Here is a 14787-nt window from a genome sequence, read left to right as displayed (position 1 = left end):
CCAGAGGTGATTTGAGCGATCACGGCAGCGACCAGACCGACCGGCCTTTTTGGCCACGCTGCTTGACGATGTTCATGTCATCGGCGGCGCGTCTCAAAGTTTCCGGTGTGATTGCGCGGGCAGATGCCATCTGGTCGAGCCTGGCCTTTTCGAGTGGGCCTTTGGACAGCGCCTCACGCAGAAACTCCTTGGCAAAATCGCGTTCCTCGCTTGGCCGTCCGAGTGCACCGGGTGGTTTTGCGAGGAGATCGTCTTCGCTAATGTCAGGATCGACCTCATGCCATTTTACCACCGGAGGGCGGGTTTTCTCACCACTGCGCAGTTCGAAGACGATCGTCGGTCCTTTTTCAGAATAGTTGGCCTTGGAATGGGCAATGGCGCGTTTTGATGGATCATGCGGGTGGAGGCCAAGAATGAGGCCGGAGCGGACTCTCGCCGACACGGCGATCGAGCCGATGCCCTGATGCATCGCGTTGTCTGCCCTGGCCTTGCGCAGATGCCGGACAATCAGAATGGAGACGTCATACTCGCGCGCAATCAGGTCAAGTTCGACCATGAAGCGCATCGTGTCATTGGCCTTGTTGCCATCAACGCCGGCATCCATGTAGGCGATGATCGGGTCAATCACGACGAGGGCAGGCCGGTGCGTTTCGATTTCCTGGCGCAGCATCATCATGCCGTTGGCATCGAGTGAGAACACCTGCTCCTGATAGCGCACCTTCGAGACATCGGCACCGTTTTCGACCAGTCGTGGCTTGAGCACTCGTGCCGGGTCATCTTCTGCGGACAGGAAGAGCACGCTGCCCTGTTCGATTGTCTCCAGGAACGGGGGTGGCCTGCCGGTCGTGACGGCTGCCGCGAGCGCAGCGGTGAAGGTCGATTTGCCCTGGCCCATGTTCCCGTCAAGGACGGTGGTTGCACCCTTCACGATATAGGGATGCGCAAGAAACTGAACGTCTTCCTCCTCGACATCGGCCAGACTGCCAAAGGCATTTTCAAAGCCAGCTTCATAATTGCCGATGCTGTGGGCAATGTGGCTGAGTTCGTTATCGTCGAGCGGTGGGCTGCAGATCTCGCGGTTGAGGGCGCCGAGCACCCGTTCAAGCGCCGTGCTGCCCAGGCCCTTATAGCGAAAATACCCGGCATAGCTGGCCAGCGTGCTGTTGCGCCCGCCTTTGGTGATCGTGTTCGTCTGATTGAAATTCGCGGTCGCTGACGGCTTCGCGACCAAAGCGCTGATGAAGCTTTGGGGCAACGCGGCCATTTTGGGCGTGCTGCCGCGCTTTCTGCGGTAGCGCTGGCCTGAGTGATGCCGGCTTGGTGGCGCGACAAGATAGCCGCTCCTGCTGTCCTTGAAATCGATGCCGGCCAGCCTCTGCTTTCTTTCGGGCAACGCCGCGGTGGTGCGGAAATAGTGATGCGTGCCCCGGCCCGTCTGCACGGTCGCGGTTCGCGGCAGGTTGAGTTTGTCAAAGGTGTCTCGTCCTTCGGGACCATCGACATCGAGCACGACGATGTTGTCCGGCAGCACCACGCCGATATTGGCATCCGGAAACGCTTTCAAGGCGCGGATGATTTTGCCCCTCGCGCGTGTGGCGCTGTGATGTCCGTTCGGGAACTCAGCGGCGATCGGGTGCTTGCCCGGCGACTTGCACTTTCTGTTTCCACAGGTGCACTGGCCATTCTCATGGACGCCATGCAGGGCGACGACTTTCGCCCCCGCCTTGATCCATGCACAGGCTGCCTTTGATTTTGACGCGGATACAAGATCCCCGTCGATGCGATCCAAGTTCGGCATCATTCGTCTCCAAATTTTCCGGGAAGAGGAGGGGCGCTCAGGCCCCTCGATCAGTAGGGATCGGCATAGTGGTGATCGGCGCGCTCGATAGCGCGGTCACCCAGCCATGCTTCGACCTCGGATTTGAGCCAGGCGACGCTGGTTCCGGCCATGCGGATGCGGCGCGGAAAGCGGCCGGCGTGTTCCCATCTCAGGAGAGACGAATTGCTGACGCGAATGCCGAGGCGTTTGAGATCGCTGCGGTTCAGCACGATCTGCTGGTCGGCCGTCTGATGGCCTGTGGTGTGATTGCTCATTGGATTTCCTTTCATCGTTTGATGAAGGAGCCGGCTCCAACGAGGATCAGGATGATAAAGTTTGCGCCGGAATGCGAGCCAAGCTCTTGAAACTCTCAGCGGGATTTTCGCTGGTTTTTTCGAACCGCGTCGAGCGTCGTTTGGATCGGCGCGTCAAGCTGCTCGCTGGTGCCAGTGATCTCGAGATAAGCGGCGCGAATGAAGTCGGGAATGACGCCTATGGTGATGCCGAGCTGCCGGTCGAACTGGCCGCGTGAAAGTTTCAGCTCGGGGAAGTGCTGGCGCAGGATCTCGACGAGATTGAAAACGATGTCGTAGCGCATCTCCGACAAATGCGAGATGCCCTGGTCGCGTTGCGTAATAAGCGAGGCGCGCAGTTCGCTTGCGTTCTCCAGCAGGCATTCGAGCTCGCTTGCGGCGCCTTCAAAATTGACACGGGCCTTGTTCGCGAACTCTTCGGGCCAATCGGAAAAATAGGGCCGTTTGTCAGGTGCGAGTGCGGCCAGGAGCTTTTCGGAGGGATTGATCACCTGCGTTTCGAGCCACGCGATGCGGCGCGACAGGGAGGCGTCGAAGGGAGCGATGGGGTAGGCGATCGGCATGGCGCGAATGGCCTTGCGGCGCTCGATGCCGAAGGTTTTCAGATCGTCGCGGAATGCGGCCAGTCGGGCATCGTTTGTGACGCCGAGGATAGTGGCGAGGCCGGCAAGGCATTCGTCGTCGAAGATGTCGTCCTCGTCAGTTCCCCGATCTTCTTGGCCCACAGCTCCAGCGCCTCACGCTTTTCGTCCAGATATGCGTGGCGATTGTAGATCGCCGCAACGCCGGAGACGATACCGGATTTGTGGTTGAGGACAGCCTCGATGATGTGCGGGGCAACGCGCAGCATCGCCATGTTGGTCGCCATCGTTCGGCTCAGGTCATGGAAGCGCCAGTCCTCGGCATCTGCGAAGGCGGCATCGAGCCGTTGCTTGAGGCGGCCAAAGCCGGAGATCGATGTCGTGCCGGCGGTGGTGAAGACGAACTCCGAGTTGTGAAAGCGCGGCACCTTTTTAAGGATGTCGATCGCCAAGGGCGCAAGCGGCACGATATGCGCGCTCGAATTCTTGACCCGCGCTGAGGGCAGACTCCACAGCCCGTTGACCAGATCGAGTTCAGACCAGCGCATGCCGGAGACTTCGCCACGGCGTTGGCCGGTGAGCATCATCATCTGAATCCATTGCGCGAAGGGGAAGCCTTCAAGCTCGGCCATGCGCCAAATGGTTGTCAGCTCGGCATCGCTCAACATGCGTTCGCGCGCAATTTCCTTCGTGGGCGGCTTCAGGTGAGCCACGGGCGACGTTTCGATCATGCCGCGGTCAATGCACCAGTTCATCAGCTTCTTGATCGCAGCCAGCGCACGGTTCGCCCGTGTCGCTGCGCCATCGGCAATGATCGTGTCGAGCACGCGCACCACGTCAGCACGCTTGATCTCGTCGATCGGGCGCGAGAACAGCGAGGAGAATTTCAGCAGCATGCGCTCGCTGCCCTTCCAGTCCTTGGTGCGCTGCTTGGCGTAAAGCTCGATGAATTGCGGCACGACCTCGCCCAGCGTCATCATGCGCTGTTCTTCCTCGTGCGGCGCCTTCTCGACATAGCGGCCAAGCTCGATGGAGCGCAGCAGGCTGCGCGCCTTTTCGCGCGCATCGTGCAGTGTCAGGATCGGCCAGGAGCCAATCTTGATGCGCTTCATGCGTCCGTTGATGCGGCTGGAAACATAGAATACCTTGCCGCCTGTGGCAGACACGCGCAGGTGCAGACCGGGCAGCAACTGGTCATAAACCTCGTAGCGCTTGCCAGTGGCTGGCGGCAGCGCATCGATAGTCTTGGGGGTCAGGCGTCGTTTCATGACGACGAAACTAAGATAGCAATATCCGCGTGTCAGGGTATGGTTTGGGGTAAAATGTGCTTTCGATACTGCCAGCATCTGAATGTTTGGAGGATAATTTGACTGATATCGTCAGAAAGAGTTCTAACGAGCTTATAGATCCACAAGCTCGAATGCTTGTCGGCTTCTTGAAGGAAATGGGGCTTCCATGCGGCTAGGAGAAATAAGGTCAGGAAGGTATGCATTTGGAGCCAATGACTGCATATAATCCGATCGTCGGTAAGGAAGTACCGCATTTGGAAAAAATCTTCGCTTAAATTGTAGACTTACGCAGTGCGTGCAGATCATGGGAGAACCCGATGAAGATTGCAAAACCGATCAACGATCTCCAGAGGGAGTTTAACGAGCTCTGTGATAAGGGTGGCGGAATGAAGGGAGGCCCTGCGCGCTCAAAGGTGCAGCAGCTCCTATTCTCAGGAAGCAAAAAACTTAATAAGTTTGCTTTAGCCGAAATCAAAGATCAGCTGACGAAATTTTCTGATAGAGACCCGTGGAAGGTCTGTTTTGCCGTCGGTCTAGGGTGGGGGCACCTCGCTAAGATTGAGGACGACTTCACCGAAGCCGCGACAACCGCTCTCGAAACTCTAGACAGTTCTGCGCTGGAATACGCGACGACTTTTCATTTCGAGCGCGGCCCCACACCTATCGAGCAATCCCTTCGGGGCGGCTACCTGATGTTTCAAAAGGTTAAGCTTCCAGAAACGATCCCAACCGATCTGGTTAAGATCGGGCGTGCTCAAGAGAGGTGGCTATCACCCTTGTTGGGACCGAACTCAAACCGCCCAAGGTATATTGGCAGTTGGAATGCGACAGCCATGTTTATGGTTGCGCTGTTCACAAATCCTTCACTCGCAGCAGACCTTGAGCGAGAGGTTATGCTTCCCCCCGGAGGCCCCATTTATATGGGAATGTCCATTCTGCATGGTGCGCATTTGCTTTCAAGCAAGCCGTCTGGGAGCGAACTTGATGACCAAGCTTTTGAACCCGGCTCAATCTACGAGAACAATGCCCTAATGGCAGAATTCAGGAAAGGCCTGTCTGGGTGGAGTCTGCTGGACGTGCACAGCGGTATCTACATGCTGGGCACCCGCTATCCGCTATCCAACGATTGGCTCTAAGACGGGTCGCGGACCACCCGCCTGTGCAGACCGACACCGTCTGCCCTCGAGCCGATCGCCGCTGGGTTGCAAGTGGGGTGCAATTGCCGGTGGGCTTGAATGCAATGTTATGAAGCTGCTTGCGTCGGTTCGGCGACCCTTTTCTGAATGCAATCAACCGGTTAATGAAACGGTTCGGGGCCATTTGTGGCGAAACAATCAAGATGTGACGCTTTATCATAACCCTATATTCGGGGGTGCAAATATTTCCGGGGTCGGGAATTTAGCAGGTAAAATAGTATCTTAGAATGGTCGATACGCGGACGGATTGTGGCGGCGTGTCTGAATTGACCTCTCCATCTCTGCGCAAGCTCTTGTTTTTCTGATGTGATTTCTGCTGAGACTGTGGGGGTGCGCATGGGGTTTATCGTCCCACAGCAGCAACAGGGTGGACAGGCGGATTTCAGGTCAGTTTGGCACCGCGAGGCTGATAAGCGATTAATACTAAGCCCCTTCCCCGTCTTTAAACAGTGAGCGCACGGTCGCTACCGGCAGAAACATGCGAAGCGGGTTTGTCGGCAAGGGGCGGAAACCATAGTCCGCGTAGAGCTTGATCCGCCGTTCGACGAGCTCGGGATTTCCATCGTCCAATACATCTAGAACCACAACAGCGATCCCCACATGCGCCGCGGCCTGTTCGACACGCAGCAGCGCATCGACCAGAAGATCGCCACCTAAACCCTGACCAGTGTAACGCTGATCCACCCCGAACATGGACAGGAACGCCGCCGGAATGGAGCCATGCGCAGGTCGTGTCCGGGCGTACCTTTTCGGCAAATCCTGATAGTCGACCGCATGGGCATTGAGCGCATAGAAGCCGATCACCTCACCATTCGGCGCGGTCATCACATAGACGCGCGCATTGTCCGCCTTCGCCAGCTTGTTCGCCGTCTTTTTGAAGAAGTTGTCGACCTGCTCGACACCACAGGAAAAAGCCGTCCGATCGTGCTTGTCTGGATCGAACGGCTCTATCGTGCTTCTTCGAGGGACGTCTCCGGTCACTTCGACAAGACGCGCGATCTATGGCGGGCAAATGCGCCCTTCAGCTTCTCGGTCGGTTGCGGTGGTGTGTCGAGCGCACCAAAGAACGCGGCATGATCGACCGGCTCCAGCACCGTGCGCTCATGCGCGGAGATCGTTTTGAGCGCAGACTGATAGGCGGCATTCATCGTGAACACGCTATCATCCACGCCGCTAAGAGCTGCCGCGCGCTTGATCGCTTGCTTGATATGCGGCTTGGTGCGGAAATTCATCCGCTCGCTTGCCCGCTCGTCAATCTCTTTTGTGGTGTCGTTGAACGCGCGCATGGCCGTTCTCCTAAGAACTCTGTCTATACGCAATGTACGTCACTAAGGCGTACATTACAATGCCTTGTAAGATTTTCAGATACATACGCTCGGAGGTTCGACACGCGGAGACGACGGTCCGCCTGTCGGGGCAGGGTTTGGGCAGTCCTGAAACCCGTGGCGAGTATCGTGCCCCGACCCTCTCCTGCAGACGTGAGTTTTCCTATTATTTAAGGGGGGCTAATTGCAACAATTGTCGTTCTGCATTGCATCCGATCACGGCTTCGCCAAAAACACATAACGAAACATAACGGTGCGAAACCGTTCCAGCGGCTCGGTGGAATTTTCAAGTTTCGCCTGCAAGATCGTTCCTTCCCAGGCGGACCAGAAGAACTTGGCTACGATATCGACATCCATGTCCTTATCGATTTCGCCGCTTTGTCGCGCTTCTTCAAGACATTCGGACAGTCGCTCGGCCCAGGAGGAGAGAACGGCCAGAATTCGGAAGCGAAATTCGTTGTCCAGGGCGGCCATTTCCTGACCCATATTGCCGACAAGACATCCTCGTTTGAAGGAATACTTTTTCAGTCCATGAATGCCTTCGTCGATGTAATTCTCGATGCGACGCAGAGGAGGGACGGATTGATCCTTTAGTAGCCGTTCGAGCTTTCGCGCCCAGATCTCGCTGTAGTTGTCGATAACCGCAAGCCCGAAACGGGTCTTGCTTTCAAAGTAATAATAGAAGGAGCCTTTCGGAATTTTGGCATTTTCCAAAATTTCCTCAAGGCCAGTGGATGCAGGCTGGGGTGTGGGTCGCGGCAGATCGATCGCATCCAACCCCGTCGGCATCTGGTCGCGAAGATGTCAGGTCAATGCCTGCCAAAGAGCATGAGCCGCCATGTAGATCACGATCAAGGATCCGATGGTGTAGAATGTGGCCCGGACCTCGTGCGTTTGTTTGGTTGCGTAGGCGGCGAAATGCGCCAGCCTCGCCAACACAAATCCAAACATCAGGAGCTGTGCCAGCCACAATGCCGGGTCCACGACCACGAACAACAAGCCGGCTGCGAAAAAGGCCGGAATATTTTCAAGGTCGTTTCTATGCATCCGGCGGGAGCGGTCGACATAGTCGTTGATTTCCAGTTGTTTCGGATTTGGATCCTTGTTGATCAGGCCCTTCTGCAAGTCTTCCGGGCTTGCGAGACCGGAATTGCTTTTGAGCATCCGGAAGACTGTCATCCAACCCTGGAGCATGATTTTCAGCGCCATGATCGCAGCTGCGATGACGTAAACTTCGAAAACCGGGTTTTCCATGGTGAGTAGGTTCATGATCTCCCTCCCTTGGGGCTCGTAAGCGCATTTCCGATGCGACGGTCAAGTTGGTGGCGTCGACGCGGAACGTGCTTTACTTACCATTGGTAAGCAAGCATACTTACCAATGGTAAGTCGTCAAGGGATGCCCTTATGAAAAGTTCGAATACCGGGCAGGAAATTCTCGCGATCGCCCGAAAAATCATTGCCGAAGAAGGACTTGGCGCCGTTTCGTTCGATGCGATCGCACGGCATATCGGTCGATCGAAACAGGCGGTTCTGTACTGGTATCCAACCAAGCGCGATCTGTTGGTTGCGATGTTTTTGCCCTGGCTTGAAGCGGAAACTCGCGCTGCGGAAGAAGCCGTGTCCGACGCCACGAACAAAAATGAGGCGATTGGGTCTTTTGTTCGCGCTATTGCCGCGTTTCATCTGGCGGATCTGGATCGGTTTCGAATGATGTACCTTGCGCTGCAAACGACCCAACTCAAGTCAGATATTTCAGGCAGCTTTGTTGCAGGCGAGGAAATCTACAGCGTGACCAATCGCCTATACGGCATGCTTGCCGATCATCTTGGTGAAGACCAGAAAGCGGCGCGCAAAAAGGCTGTTGTCATCCATTCCGCAGTTCTGGGGCTGGTTCTCATGTGCGCATTGTCGGATGCATTGCGCGATCCACTGAAACACTCACAAGCTGACCTGATAGACGCTTTGATCACCACTTTGACGGAATAGGTGAGAAGACCGCCAGCGAGCGCAGAGAAACAGGGCTGCGATCCCGTCGGTAAGGGGTCGTGGTTCCTCAAGCTCGCGATCGGACATATCTCAGATCCACGCAGTCAAGCGCGCGCCAATCTCAAGCGCGACATCACAGGCCGCCATTGTCCTTCAGCCAATCGACGATCTCTCGTGTTCCCTGGCCATTGCGCAGGTCGCTGAAGATCGTCGGCCGGTCGCCGCGCGCCGCTTCGGCGTCGCTTTGCATGCGCTCGAGGTCGGCTCCGACATGCGGCGCCAGATCGGCCTTGTTGACGATCAGGAGATCACTGCGAGTGATCGCCGGCCCGCCCTTGCGCGGGATGTCGTCGCCCTGGCAGACACTGATGACATAGATCGTCAGATCGGCGAGATCGGGGGAAAAGGTGGCTGCCAGATTGTCGCCGCCGCTTTCGATCAGCACCAGTTGCAGGCCCGGATTGCGTTGTTTCAGCCGCTCGATCGCCCGCAGATTGATCGAGGCGTCCTCGCGGATTGCCGTATGCGGACAGCCGCCCGTCTCGACTCCCTCGATGCGCTCGGAGGAGAGCGCCTGCATGCGCACCAGCGCCTCGGCATCCTCGCGCGTGTAGATATCGTTGGTGACCACCCCGATATCGATATCCTGGCGCAGCGCTTCGCACAGGCGTGCCGTCAGGGTTGTCTTGCCGGAGCCGACAGGACCGCCGATACCGACGCGCAGTGGACCATGCGGTGAGACGGAGCCGGGCGTGCCGTGGAGAGGGAGGGGCGGGTGGGGCGAGGGCGCGTTGGTCATGACAGGAAAAGCCTTCCAGGCAGGGTTTCGTGGCGCAGCGCATCGATCTCGGCGGCGAGCGTTGCGGTGCCGATGTCGTCAAGCGTCGCGGTGGCGGCGCGCGCCGCATGGGTGCCAATGACCGCTTCAAGACGTGCGAGGATACTGGCCGCTCCGGTCTGGCCGGTGAGCGACAGCCGGATCGCCGCCTGCAATTGCGCCGAGACGAAGGCGTGCAGGAATGCGGCAAGGGTCTGATCGAGCCCCAGCCGGCAATGCGCCGCCGCCACGCCGAGAACCACCGGAAACGGGGTGCCGTGCGGCAGAGCCGGCATTGCGCTTTCTGTCCAGGGGCTGGCGGCGAGGCGGAACGCCTCTCCCTGATCCTGCGTTTCGCGCAGCCGCTCGAACGAGCCGCAAAGTGCCACGGCAAGAGCGCTGATTTCCGCGAGCTCACCCTCGTCATCTGCGGCCCGGTTCGCGGCGGCGAGAAGGACCGCATCGTTCCAGGCGGCACCGTGCTCGAGGAGGGTTTGCAGCCTCTCTTCAAGCGCCGCGGGATGGATGAGGCGTGCTTCCAGCACGGCTGTCTCGAGGCCCGCTGAATAGGCAAAGCCGCCGGTGGGAAAGGCCGGCGACAGCCAGGACAAAAGGGTGAGGAGAGCCGCCGCCGGAGCCGGGCCTGTGGCATCGGCTTCACGCATCGCGTTCATGGGGGTGCTCTTCCGCGTGAGAATGCGTGTGAGGATGTGCGTGCGAATGGGAATGGCCGGCAGCCGGAGCATCATAAGCACCGCCCTCGGGATTGAACGCAGCCTCCAGGAAATCAAGTTCCGCGCCGAGCCCGGTCAGCATGGCCTCGATCACCGGATCGCGGCGGATGAGAATACGATGTTCGTCGATCTGCGCCGCCAAATGACGGTTGCCGATCTGCCAGGCCAAAGCGAGCAGGTGGCGCCGGTCGCGACCACGCACTGCGACGAGGTCTTCGGGGGCGGCGTGGACCTTGATGATGCGTCCGTCGTCGAGCAGCAGGCCATCGCCCTGTCGCAACAGCCGGGCGTGCGGCAGGTCGAGCAGGAACTCGGTCCCGCCGTCCGAGATCAGTTTCGCCCTGCGGCGGTGGCGGGCGGTCTCATCGAGCGTAATACTGTCGCAGGGCACGGCGTTGCCGGCGGCCGGATCAATAAGGGTTCTGCAGGTCACGAGGGTCATCAGGGCACCAGCCGGTTTGCAGGTTCAAAACAGGAAGTAGCGCTGCGCCATCGGCAGCACGGTTGCCGGTTCGCAGGTCAGCAATTCACCGTCCGCGCGCACCTCGTAGGTCTCGGGATCAACGTCGATCTGCGGGGTGGCGTCGTTCAGCTTCATGGCCGCCTTGCCGATTGCGCCGCGGGTGTTTTCCACAGCCAGCATCCGCTTGGCCGTACCGAGCCGGCTCGGCAGGTCGTCATCGAGCGCCGCCTGGCTGACGAAGGTCACCGAGGACTGGGTCAGAGCCTTGCCGAAAGCGCCGAACATCGGCCGCATGTGAACCGGCTGCGGGGTCGGAATTGACGCGTTCGGATCACCCATCGGGGCGGCGGCGATCATGCCGCCGATCAGCACCATTTCCGGCTTGACGCCGAAAAACGCCGGGTGCCACATCACCAGATCGGCGCGCTTGCCGACTTCCACGGAGCCGGTGTTCCGGCTCAGCCCGTGCGCGATGGCCGGATTGATCGTCACCTTGGCGATGTAGCGGCGGACCCGCAGATTGTCGTTCTCGCCGGCTTCGCCCGGCAGGCGTCCGCGCTGGCGCTTCATCTTGTCGGCGGTCTGGAAGGTGCGGATGATCACTTCGCCGACGCGGCCCATTGCCTGGCTGTCGGAAGCGATGATCGAGAAAGCACCGAGATCGTGCAGGATATCCTCGGCGGCGATGGTTTCCTTGCGGATGCGGCTCTCGGCAAAGGCGACATCCTCGGGAATATTGCCGTCCAGGTGGTGGCAGACCATCAGCATGTCCAGGTGCTCGGCGATGGTGTTGCCGGTATAGGGACGCGTCGGATTGGTCGAGCTGGGAATGATGTTGGAGAGGCCCGCGACCTTGATGATGTCGGGCGCATGGCCGCCGCCGGCGCCTTCGGTGTGAAAGGCGTGAATGGTGCGCCCGGCGATCGCTTCGATGGTGCTTTCGACAAAACCGCTTTCGTTCAGCGTGTCGGTGTGAATCATCGCCTGGATGTCGAAATCATCGCAGACCGAAAGGCAGGTGCGGATCGCTTGCGGCGTGGTGCCCCAGTCCTCATGCAGTTTCAGGGCTGCGGCACCGCCGCGCACCATTTCCTCCAGCGCCGCCGGCTCAGACGCATTGCCCTTGCCGGCGAAGGCGAGGTTCATCGGAAAGGCGTCGGCCGCCTCGATCATGCGGGCGATGTGCCAGGGTCCGGGTGTGCAGGTCGTGGCCAGCGTGCCATGCGCCGGACCCGTGCCGCCGCCGATCATTGTCGTCACGCCGCTCATCAGCGCCTCTTCGATCTGCTGCGGGCAGATGAAATGAATATGGGAATCAATGGCCCCGGCGGTCAGAATGCGGCCTTCGGCGGCGATGGCTTCGGTGCCCGGCCCGATGACGATGTCGACGCCGGGCTGGGTGTCCGGGTTGCCGGCCTTGCCGATCGCGGCGATGCGTCCGTCCTTCAGGCCGATGTCGGCCTTGTAGATGCCGGTCCAGTCGACGATCAGGGCGTTGGTGATGACCGTGTCCACGGCCCCCTCGGCCCGGCTCGACTGTCCCTGGCCCATGCCGTCGCGGATCACCTTGCCACCGCCGAACTTGACCTCCTCGCCATAGGTGGTGAAATCACGCTCGACTTCGATGAAAAGTTCGGTGTCGGCGAGGCGGACCCGGTCGCCGGTGGTCGGACCGTACATGTCGGCATAGGCGGTGCGGGGGATCGTCGTCGGCATGATCGTGATTCTTTCTCAGTCGGTGTGTGTCGGCAGGCAGGCAGCGCAACGAGATGGCGGCACCGGTGAAGGTTGCGCCGGATAAGAGCCGATCATGGCGCGGCCCCCATCGTCTCGCCGCGAAATCCGACGATGCGGCGGTGTCCTGAGAAGGGGACGAGCCTCACTTCGCGCTGCTGGCCGGGTTCGAACCGCACCGCCGTGCCGGCCGCGATATCAAGGCGCATGGCGTAAGCGCGCTCACGGTCGAATGACAATCCGGGGTTGGTCTCGGCAAAATGGTAGTGGCTGCCCACCTGTATCGGCCGGTCACCGGTGTTTGCGACCAGCAGCGTGATGCTTTCCGCGCCGTCATTGAGGATCAGGTCGCCTTCAGCCGTCAGGATCTCGCCGGGAATCATCGGGTGGCCTCCGTCCGGGCCATCGGCCCGCTTGGTCGCCGGGCGGCGGCAGTTTCGCAAAGGTCGGGTCTCATTCTCATTGCTCTCTCCTCGGTCGGTGCATTAAATCGCCAAGATCAGCATCGGTCCCCGCCGGACCGTGTTGGCCGGCGGGATGCGGGTCAGCGGATTGGTTCATGCACGGTCACCAGCTTGGTCCCGTCGGGGAAAGTCGCTTCCACCTGAATGTCGCGGATCATCTCGGCGATGCCCTCCATCACCTGGTCACGCGAGATCACGCTGGCGCCGGCTGCCATCAGATCGGCGACAGACCGTCCGTCGCGGGCGCCTTCGACAACGAAATCGGTGATCAGCGCCACCGCTTCGGGGTGGTTGAGCCTGACGCCGCGTTCGAGCCGCCGTCGCGCCACCTGTGCGGCCATGGCGATGAGCAGCTTGTCCTTTTCGCGGGGTGTGAGCAGCATGAGTGTCCTCTCGTGGTCAGCAGTGCCAGCAGCGCGGCAGGGCATGGCCGCCACGCAATGCCGAAAGAAGGGGGATGAGCCGCTTGCGCAGAGCCAGCGCGTCGGGCGCCAGCAACCGGCACAGCAGCTTGCCGTGAAGGTGGGAGGCGCCGCCTGCCGGGCCGATGATGGCGCGCACCTGGTCCATGAGGCCTTCGCCGCGCATGGAAAACAGCGCCACGGTCGCCGCCGCCCGCGCTCCGCCGGCGATCGCGGCATGGTCGAGGCGCGCCGCGATGGCCCCATCCAGCCGGAAGGCCTCGGCATGGATCAGCCGGCCATCACGGTAGATGCGCCAGTCATCCCGCAACGTACCGCGGGTGACCGTTTCGCCCATTGCGGCGCGGCCGTAGATCACCGGCTCGCAAATCAGCAATTCGGCGTCCGCCGCCAGATGAGCGGAGATCGTGCGCTGCAACCCACCCTCGTTGAACAGGATGGTTTCCTGCGCCAGCCAGTGCAGTGCCGATTGTTGCGCGGCCTCCAGCCGGATATCGAGGCGGGCTGTATCGGCCGTTGTCCGGTAGAGCCGTTCCGCCGTCTGCGTTGCCACGCTCAGGTGGGTGGCTTGCTGCGCTTCGACATGCCAGTCGAGGCTGTCGCCACCGGTCATGCCTCCCGACGTGTTGAGCAGGACGGCTTGCATGTGTGCGCCGGAATGGCTGTTGGGTGTGCGGATGCGCGCCGAACCCTCCTGAAAGAGCTCGCACAGGCGAGTCCGACCCGAAGCGTCCGCCTTGACGGAAAGGCGTCCGCGCCCTGTGCTGCGCTGCATGCGAGGAAGGGCCTCCGCCGGGCCAGGGGCAGCAGGATCGAAATGATGCGATGCGGGCTGGACCGTCATGGTGTCTGCCGAGCCTCCTCGTCCGTCCGGCCATCGCACCACTCGGCCGCGACTGCGTCAATCAAAAAGCCGAACCGGTCCGGCAAAACTTGAAGGGCGCGCTTCATACGGTCAGATGAGCCCGCACCTCGGGACGATCGAGATCCTCGGCAACGCCCTGATGCACGACGACGCCGCGATCGAGAATGCTGACGCTGTCGGCCAGGCCTCGGCAAAAGTCGAGATACTGCTCGACGAGCAGGATCGCCATGCCGAATTCATCGCGCAGGAAGGTCAGCGCGCGGCCGATATCCTTGATGATCGAAGGTTGTATCCCCTCCGTCGGCTCATCGAGGGCGAGGAGCTTGGGGCGTGTGACGAGCGCACGGCCGATGGCCAGCTGCTGCTGCTGACCGCCCGACAGATCGCCGCCGCGACGGTTCAGCATGTCCTTCAAGACCGGAAACAGCTCGAATACGGTATCCGGGATGTGGCGCTCGGAACGGGGCAGACCGGCATAGCCCGTCTGCAGATTTTCCCTGACGGTCAGCAATGGAAAGATTTCACGGCCCTGCGGTACGAAGCCGATGCCGGCGCGGGCACGATCGTAGGCGGGCCGCCGCGCGAAGACTTCGCCGTTGAAGCGGATCGTGCCGGAGGTGAGCGGATGATGGCCGACGATCGCCCGCATCAACGAGGTCTTGCCGACGCCGTTGCGACCCAAAATGCAGGTGATCGTTGCCGGTTCGGCTTCTAGCGAAACGCCGCGCAGCGCTTCGGCGGCGCCATAGTGCAGGCGAGCATTGTCGATGATCAGCAT

The 14787-nt window shown here is 60.2% G+C and carries 18 protein-coding genes; 2 read left to right on the top strand and 16 right to left on the bottom strand.

From position 1 onward, the window contains the following. Window positions 1-19 precede the first annotated feature (19 nt). The 4 genes from KY465_RS02985 to KY465_RS02970 all read right to left on the bottom strand — a co-directional run bounded on the left by KY465_RS02985 (window position 20) and on the right by KY465_RS02970 (window position 3982). Window positions 20-1798, bottom strand: a complete 1779-nt coding sequence (locus KY465_RS02985; protein WP_219158277.1) for a bifunctional DNA primase/polymerase — start codon at window positions 1796-1798, stop codon at window positions 20-22. 50 nt (window positions 1799-1848) lie between these two features. Then, window positions 1849-2094, bottom strand: a complete 246-nt coding sequence (locus KY465_RS02980) for a helix-turn-helix transcriptional regulator (protein ID WP_219158275.1) — start codon at window positions 2092-2094, stop codon at window positions 1849-1851. 95 nt (window positions 2095-2189) lie between these two features. Further along, window positions 2190-2696, bottom strand: coding sequence for a hypothetical protein (locus KY465_RS02975; RefSeq protein WP_219158273.1), 507 nt, complete (start codon window positions 2694-2696; stop codon window positions 2190-2192). 38 nt (window positions 2697-2734) lie between these two features. Further along, a complete protein-coding gene (locus KY465_RS02970; protein ID WP_219158271.1) occupies window positions 2735-3982 on the bottom strand; it encodes a tyrosine-type recombinase/integrase in 1248 nt (415 codons plus the stop codon). A 338-nt stretch (window positions 3983-4320) separates the two neighbouring features. Between KY465_RS02970 and KY465_RS02965 the strand changes: the two genes are divergently transcribed. Next, window positions 4321-5139, top strand: a complete 819-nt coding sequence (locus tag KY465_RS02965; RefSeq protein WP_219158269.1) for a hypothetical protein — start codon at window positions 4321-4323, stop codon at window positions 5137-5139. Between the two features lie 483 nt (window positions 5140-5622). On the opposite strand, the gene KY465_RS02960 is transcribed toward KY465_RS02965, so the two are convergent. The 4 genes from KY465_RS02960 to KY465_RS02945 all read right to left on the bottom strand — a co-directional run bounded on the left by KY465_RS02960 (window position 5623) and on the right by KY465_RS02945 (window position 7793). After that, window positions 5623-6180, bottom strand: coding sequence for a GNAT family N-acetyltransferase (locus KY465_RS02960; protein ID WP_219158267.1), 558 nt, complete (start codon window positions 6178-6180; stop codon window positions 5623-5625). Next, a complete protein-coding gene (locus KY465_RS02955; protein ID WP_219158265.1) occupies window positions 6177-6485 on the bottom strand; it encodes a type II toxin-antitoxin system TacA family antitoxin in 309 nt (102 codons plus the stop codon). Before KY465_RS02955 ends, KY465_RS02960 begins: the two co-directional genes overlap by 4 nt. Window positions 6486-6740: 255 nt before the next feature. After that, entirely contained in the window at window positions 6741-7313 is a 573-nt protein-coding gene (locus KY465_RS02950; RefSeq protein ID WP_219158263.1) for a TetR family transcriptional regulator C-terminal domain-containing protein, read from the bottom strand. A 15-nt stretch (window positions 7314-7328) separates the two neighbouring features. Further along, window positions 7329-7793 (bottom strand): MAPEG family protein, encoded by a 465-nt coding sequence (locus tag KY465_RS02945; protein WP_219158261.1) that lies wholly within the window; start codon window positions 7791-7793, stop codon window positions 7329-7331. 135 nt (window positions 7794-7928) lie between these two features. On the opposite strand from KY465_RS02945, the gene KY465_RS02940 reads away from it, so the two are divergent. Continuing rightward, the gene (locus tag KY465_RS02940) at window positions 7929-8510 is read left to right on the top strand and encodes a TetR/AcrR family transcriptional regulator (protein ID WP_219158259.1); all 582 of its coding nucleotides are present in this window, start codon (window positions 7929-7931) and stop codon (window positions 8508-8510) included. Between the two features lie 133 nt (window positions 8511-8643). Here the strand turns inward: KY465_RS02940 and ureG are convergent, their stop codons facing one another. The 8 genes from ureG to urtE all read right to left on the bottom strand — a co-directional run bounded on the left by ureG (window position 8644) and on the right by urtE (window position 14787). Continuing rightward, window positions 8644-9309: an urease accessory protein UreG gene (gene ureG / locus KY465_RS02935; RefSeq protein WP_219158257.1), complete on the bottom strand. Its 666-nt coding sequence runs from the start codon at window positions 9307-9309 to the stop codon at window positions 8644-8646. Then, window positions 9306-10001, bottom strand: coding sequence for an urease accessory protein UreF (locus KY465_RS02930; protein ID WP_255561397.1), 696 nt, complete (start codon window positions 9999-10001; stop codon window positions 9306-9308). Before KY465_RS02930 ends, ureG begins: the two co-directional genes overlap by 4 nt. Next, on the bottom strand, window positions 9985-10503 hold the full coding sequence (locus KY465_RS02925) for an urease accessory protein UreE (RefSeq protein ID WP_219158255.1): 519 nt from the start codon (window positions 10501-10503) through the stop codon (window positions 9985-9987). Before KY465_RS02925 ends, KY465_RS02930 begins: the two co-directional genes overlap by 17 nt. 24 nt (window positions 10504-10527) lie before the next feature. Then, window positions 10528-12240, bottom strand: a complete 1713-nt coding sequence (ureC, locus tag KY465_RS02920; RefSeq protein ID WP_219158253.1) for an urease subunit alpha — start codon at window positions 12238-12240, stop codon at window positions 10528-10530. Between the two features lie 92 nt (window positions 12241-12332). Further along, entirely contained in the window at window positions 12333-12641 is a 309-nt protein-coding gene (locus KY465_RS02915; protein ID WP_219158251.1) for an urease subunit beta, read from the bottom strand. A 161-nt stretch (window positions 12642-12802) separates the two neighbouring features. Beyond that, on the bottom strand, window positions 12803-13105 hold the full coding sequence (locus KY465_RS02910) for an urease subunit gamma (protein ID WP_219158249.1): 303 nt from the start codon (window positions 13103-13105) through the stop codon (window positions 12803-12805). Window positions 13106-13121: 16 nt separating this feature from the next. After that, window positions 13122-13919, bottom strand: coding sequence for an urease accessory protein UreD (locus KY465_RS02905; RefSeq protein WP_219158247.1), 798 nt, complete (start codon window positions 13917-13919; stop codon window positions 13122-13124). A 172-nt stretch (window positions 13920-14091) separates the two neighbouring features. Continuing rightward, window positions 14092-14787 carry an urea ABC transporter ATP-binding subunit UrtE gene (urtE, locus tag KY465_RS02900; protein WP_219158245.1) on the bottom strand — a complete coding sequence of 232 codons (696 nt, stop codon included), beginning with the start codon at window positions 14785-14787 and terminating at the stop codon, window positions 14092-14094.

It is taken from the genome of Neohoeflea coraliihabitans (assembly GCF_019334345.1).
Lineage (GTDB): Bacteria > Pseudomonadota > Alphaproteobacteria > Rhizobiales > Rhizobiaceae > Pseudohoeflea > Pseudohoeflea coraliihabitans.
The sequence above is the reverse complement of the archived record's forward strand: the minus strand, read 5'-3'. Positions and strand labels throughout refer to the sequence as shown.

What these genes read in the sequence shown, in the direction of transcription:
- KY465_RS02985 (WP_219158277.1), bottom strand. Translation starts at nt 1,798, where the DNA reads ATGCCGAACTTGGATCGCATCGACGGGGATCTTGTATCCGCGTCAAAA.
- KY465_RS02980 (WP_219158275.1), bottom strand. Translation starts at nt 2,094, where the DNA reads ATGAGCAATCACACCACAGGCCATCAGACGGCCGACCAGCAGATCGTG.
- KY465_RS02975 (WP_219158273.1), bottom strand. Translation starts at nt 2,696, where the DNA reads ATGCCGATCGCCTACCCCATCGCTCCCTTCGACGCCTCCCTGTCGCGC.
- KY465_RS02970 (WP_219158271.1), bottom strand. Translation starts at nt 3,982, where the DNA reads ATGAAACGACGCCTGACCCCCAAGACTATCGATGCGCTGCCGCCAGCC.
- KY465_RS02965 (WP_219158269.1), top strand. Translation starts at nt 4,321, where the DNA reads ATGAAGATTGCAAAACCGATCAACGATCTCCAGAGGGAGTTTAACGAG.
- KY465_RS02955 (WP_219158265.1), bottom strand. Translation starts at nt 6,485, where the DNA reads ATGCGCGCGTTCAACGACACCACAAAAGAGATTGACGAGCGGGCAAGC.
- KY465_RS02950 (WP_219158263.1), bottom strand. Translation starts at nt 7,313, where the DNA reads ATGCCGACGGGGTTGGATGCGATCGATCTGCCGCGACCCACACCCCAG.
- KY465_RS02945 (WP_219158261.1), bottom strand. Translation starts at nt 7,793, where the DNA reads ATGAACCTACTCACCATGGAAAACCCGGTTTTCGAAGTTTACGTCATC.
- KY465_RS02940 (WP_219158259.1), top strand. Translation starts at nt 7,929, where the DNA reads ATGAAAAGTTCGAATACCGGGCAGGAAATTCTCGCGATCGCCCGAAAA.
- ureG (WP_219158257.1), bottom strand. Translation starts at nt 9,309, where the DNA reads ATGACCAACGCGCCCTCGCCCCACCCGCCCCTCCCTCTCCACGGCACG.
- KY465_RS02930 (WP_255561397.1), bottom strand. Translation starts at nt 10,001, where the DNA reads ATGAACGCGATGCGTGAAGCCGATGCCACAGGCCCGGCTCCGGCGGCG.
- KY465_RS02925 (WP_219158255.1), bottom strand. Translation starts at nt 10,503, where the DNA reads ATGACCCTCGTGACCTGCAGAACCCTTATTGATCCGGCCGCCGGCAAC.
- ureC (WP_219158253.1), bottom strand. Translation starts at nt 12,240, where the DNA reads ATGCCGACGACGATCCCCCGCACCGCCTATGCCGACATGTACGGTCCG.
- KY465_RS02915 (WP_219158251.1), bottom strand. Translation starts at nt 12,641, where the DNA reads ATGATTCCCGGCGAGATCCTGACGGCTGAAGGCGACCTGATCCTCAAT.
- KY465_RS02910 (WP_219158249.1), bottom strand. Translation starts at nt 13,105, where the DNA reads ATGCTGCTCACACCCCGCGAAAAGGACAAGCTGCTCATCGCCATGGCC.
- KY465_RS02905 (WP_219158247.1), bottom strand. Translation starts at nt 13,919, where the DNA reads ATGCAGCGCAGCACAGGGCGCGGACGCCTTTCCGTCAAGGCGGACGCT.
- urtE (WP_219158245.1), bottom strand. Translation starts at nt 14,787, where the DNA reads ATGCTGATCATCGACAATGCTCGCCTGCACTATGGCGCCGCCGAAGCG.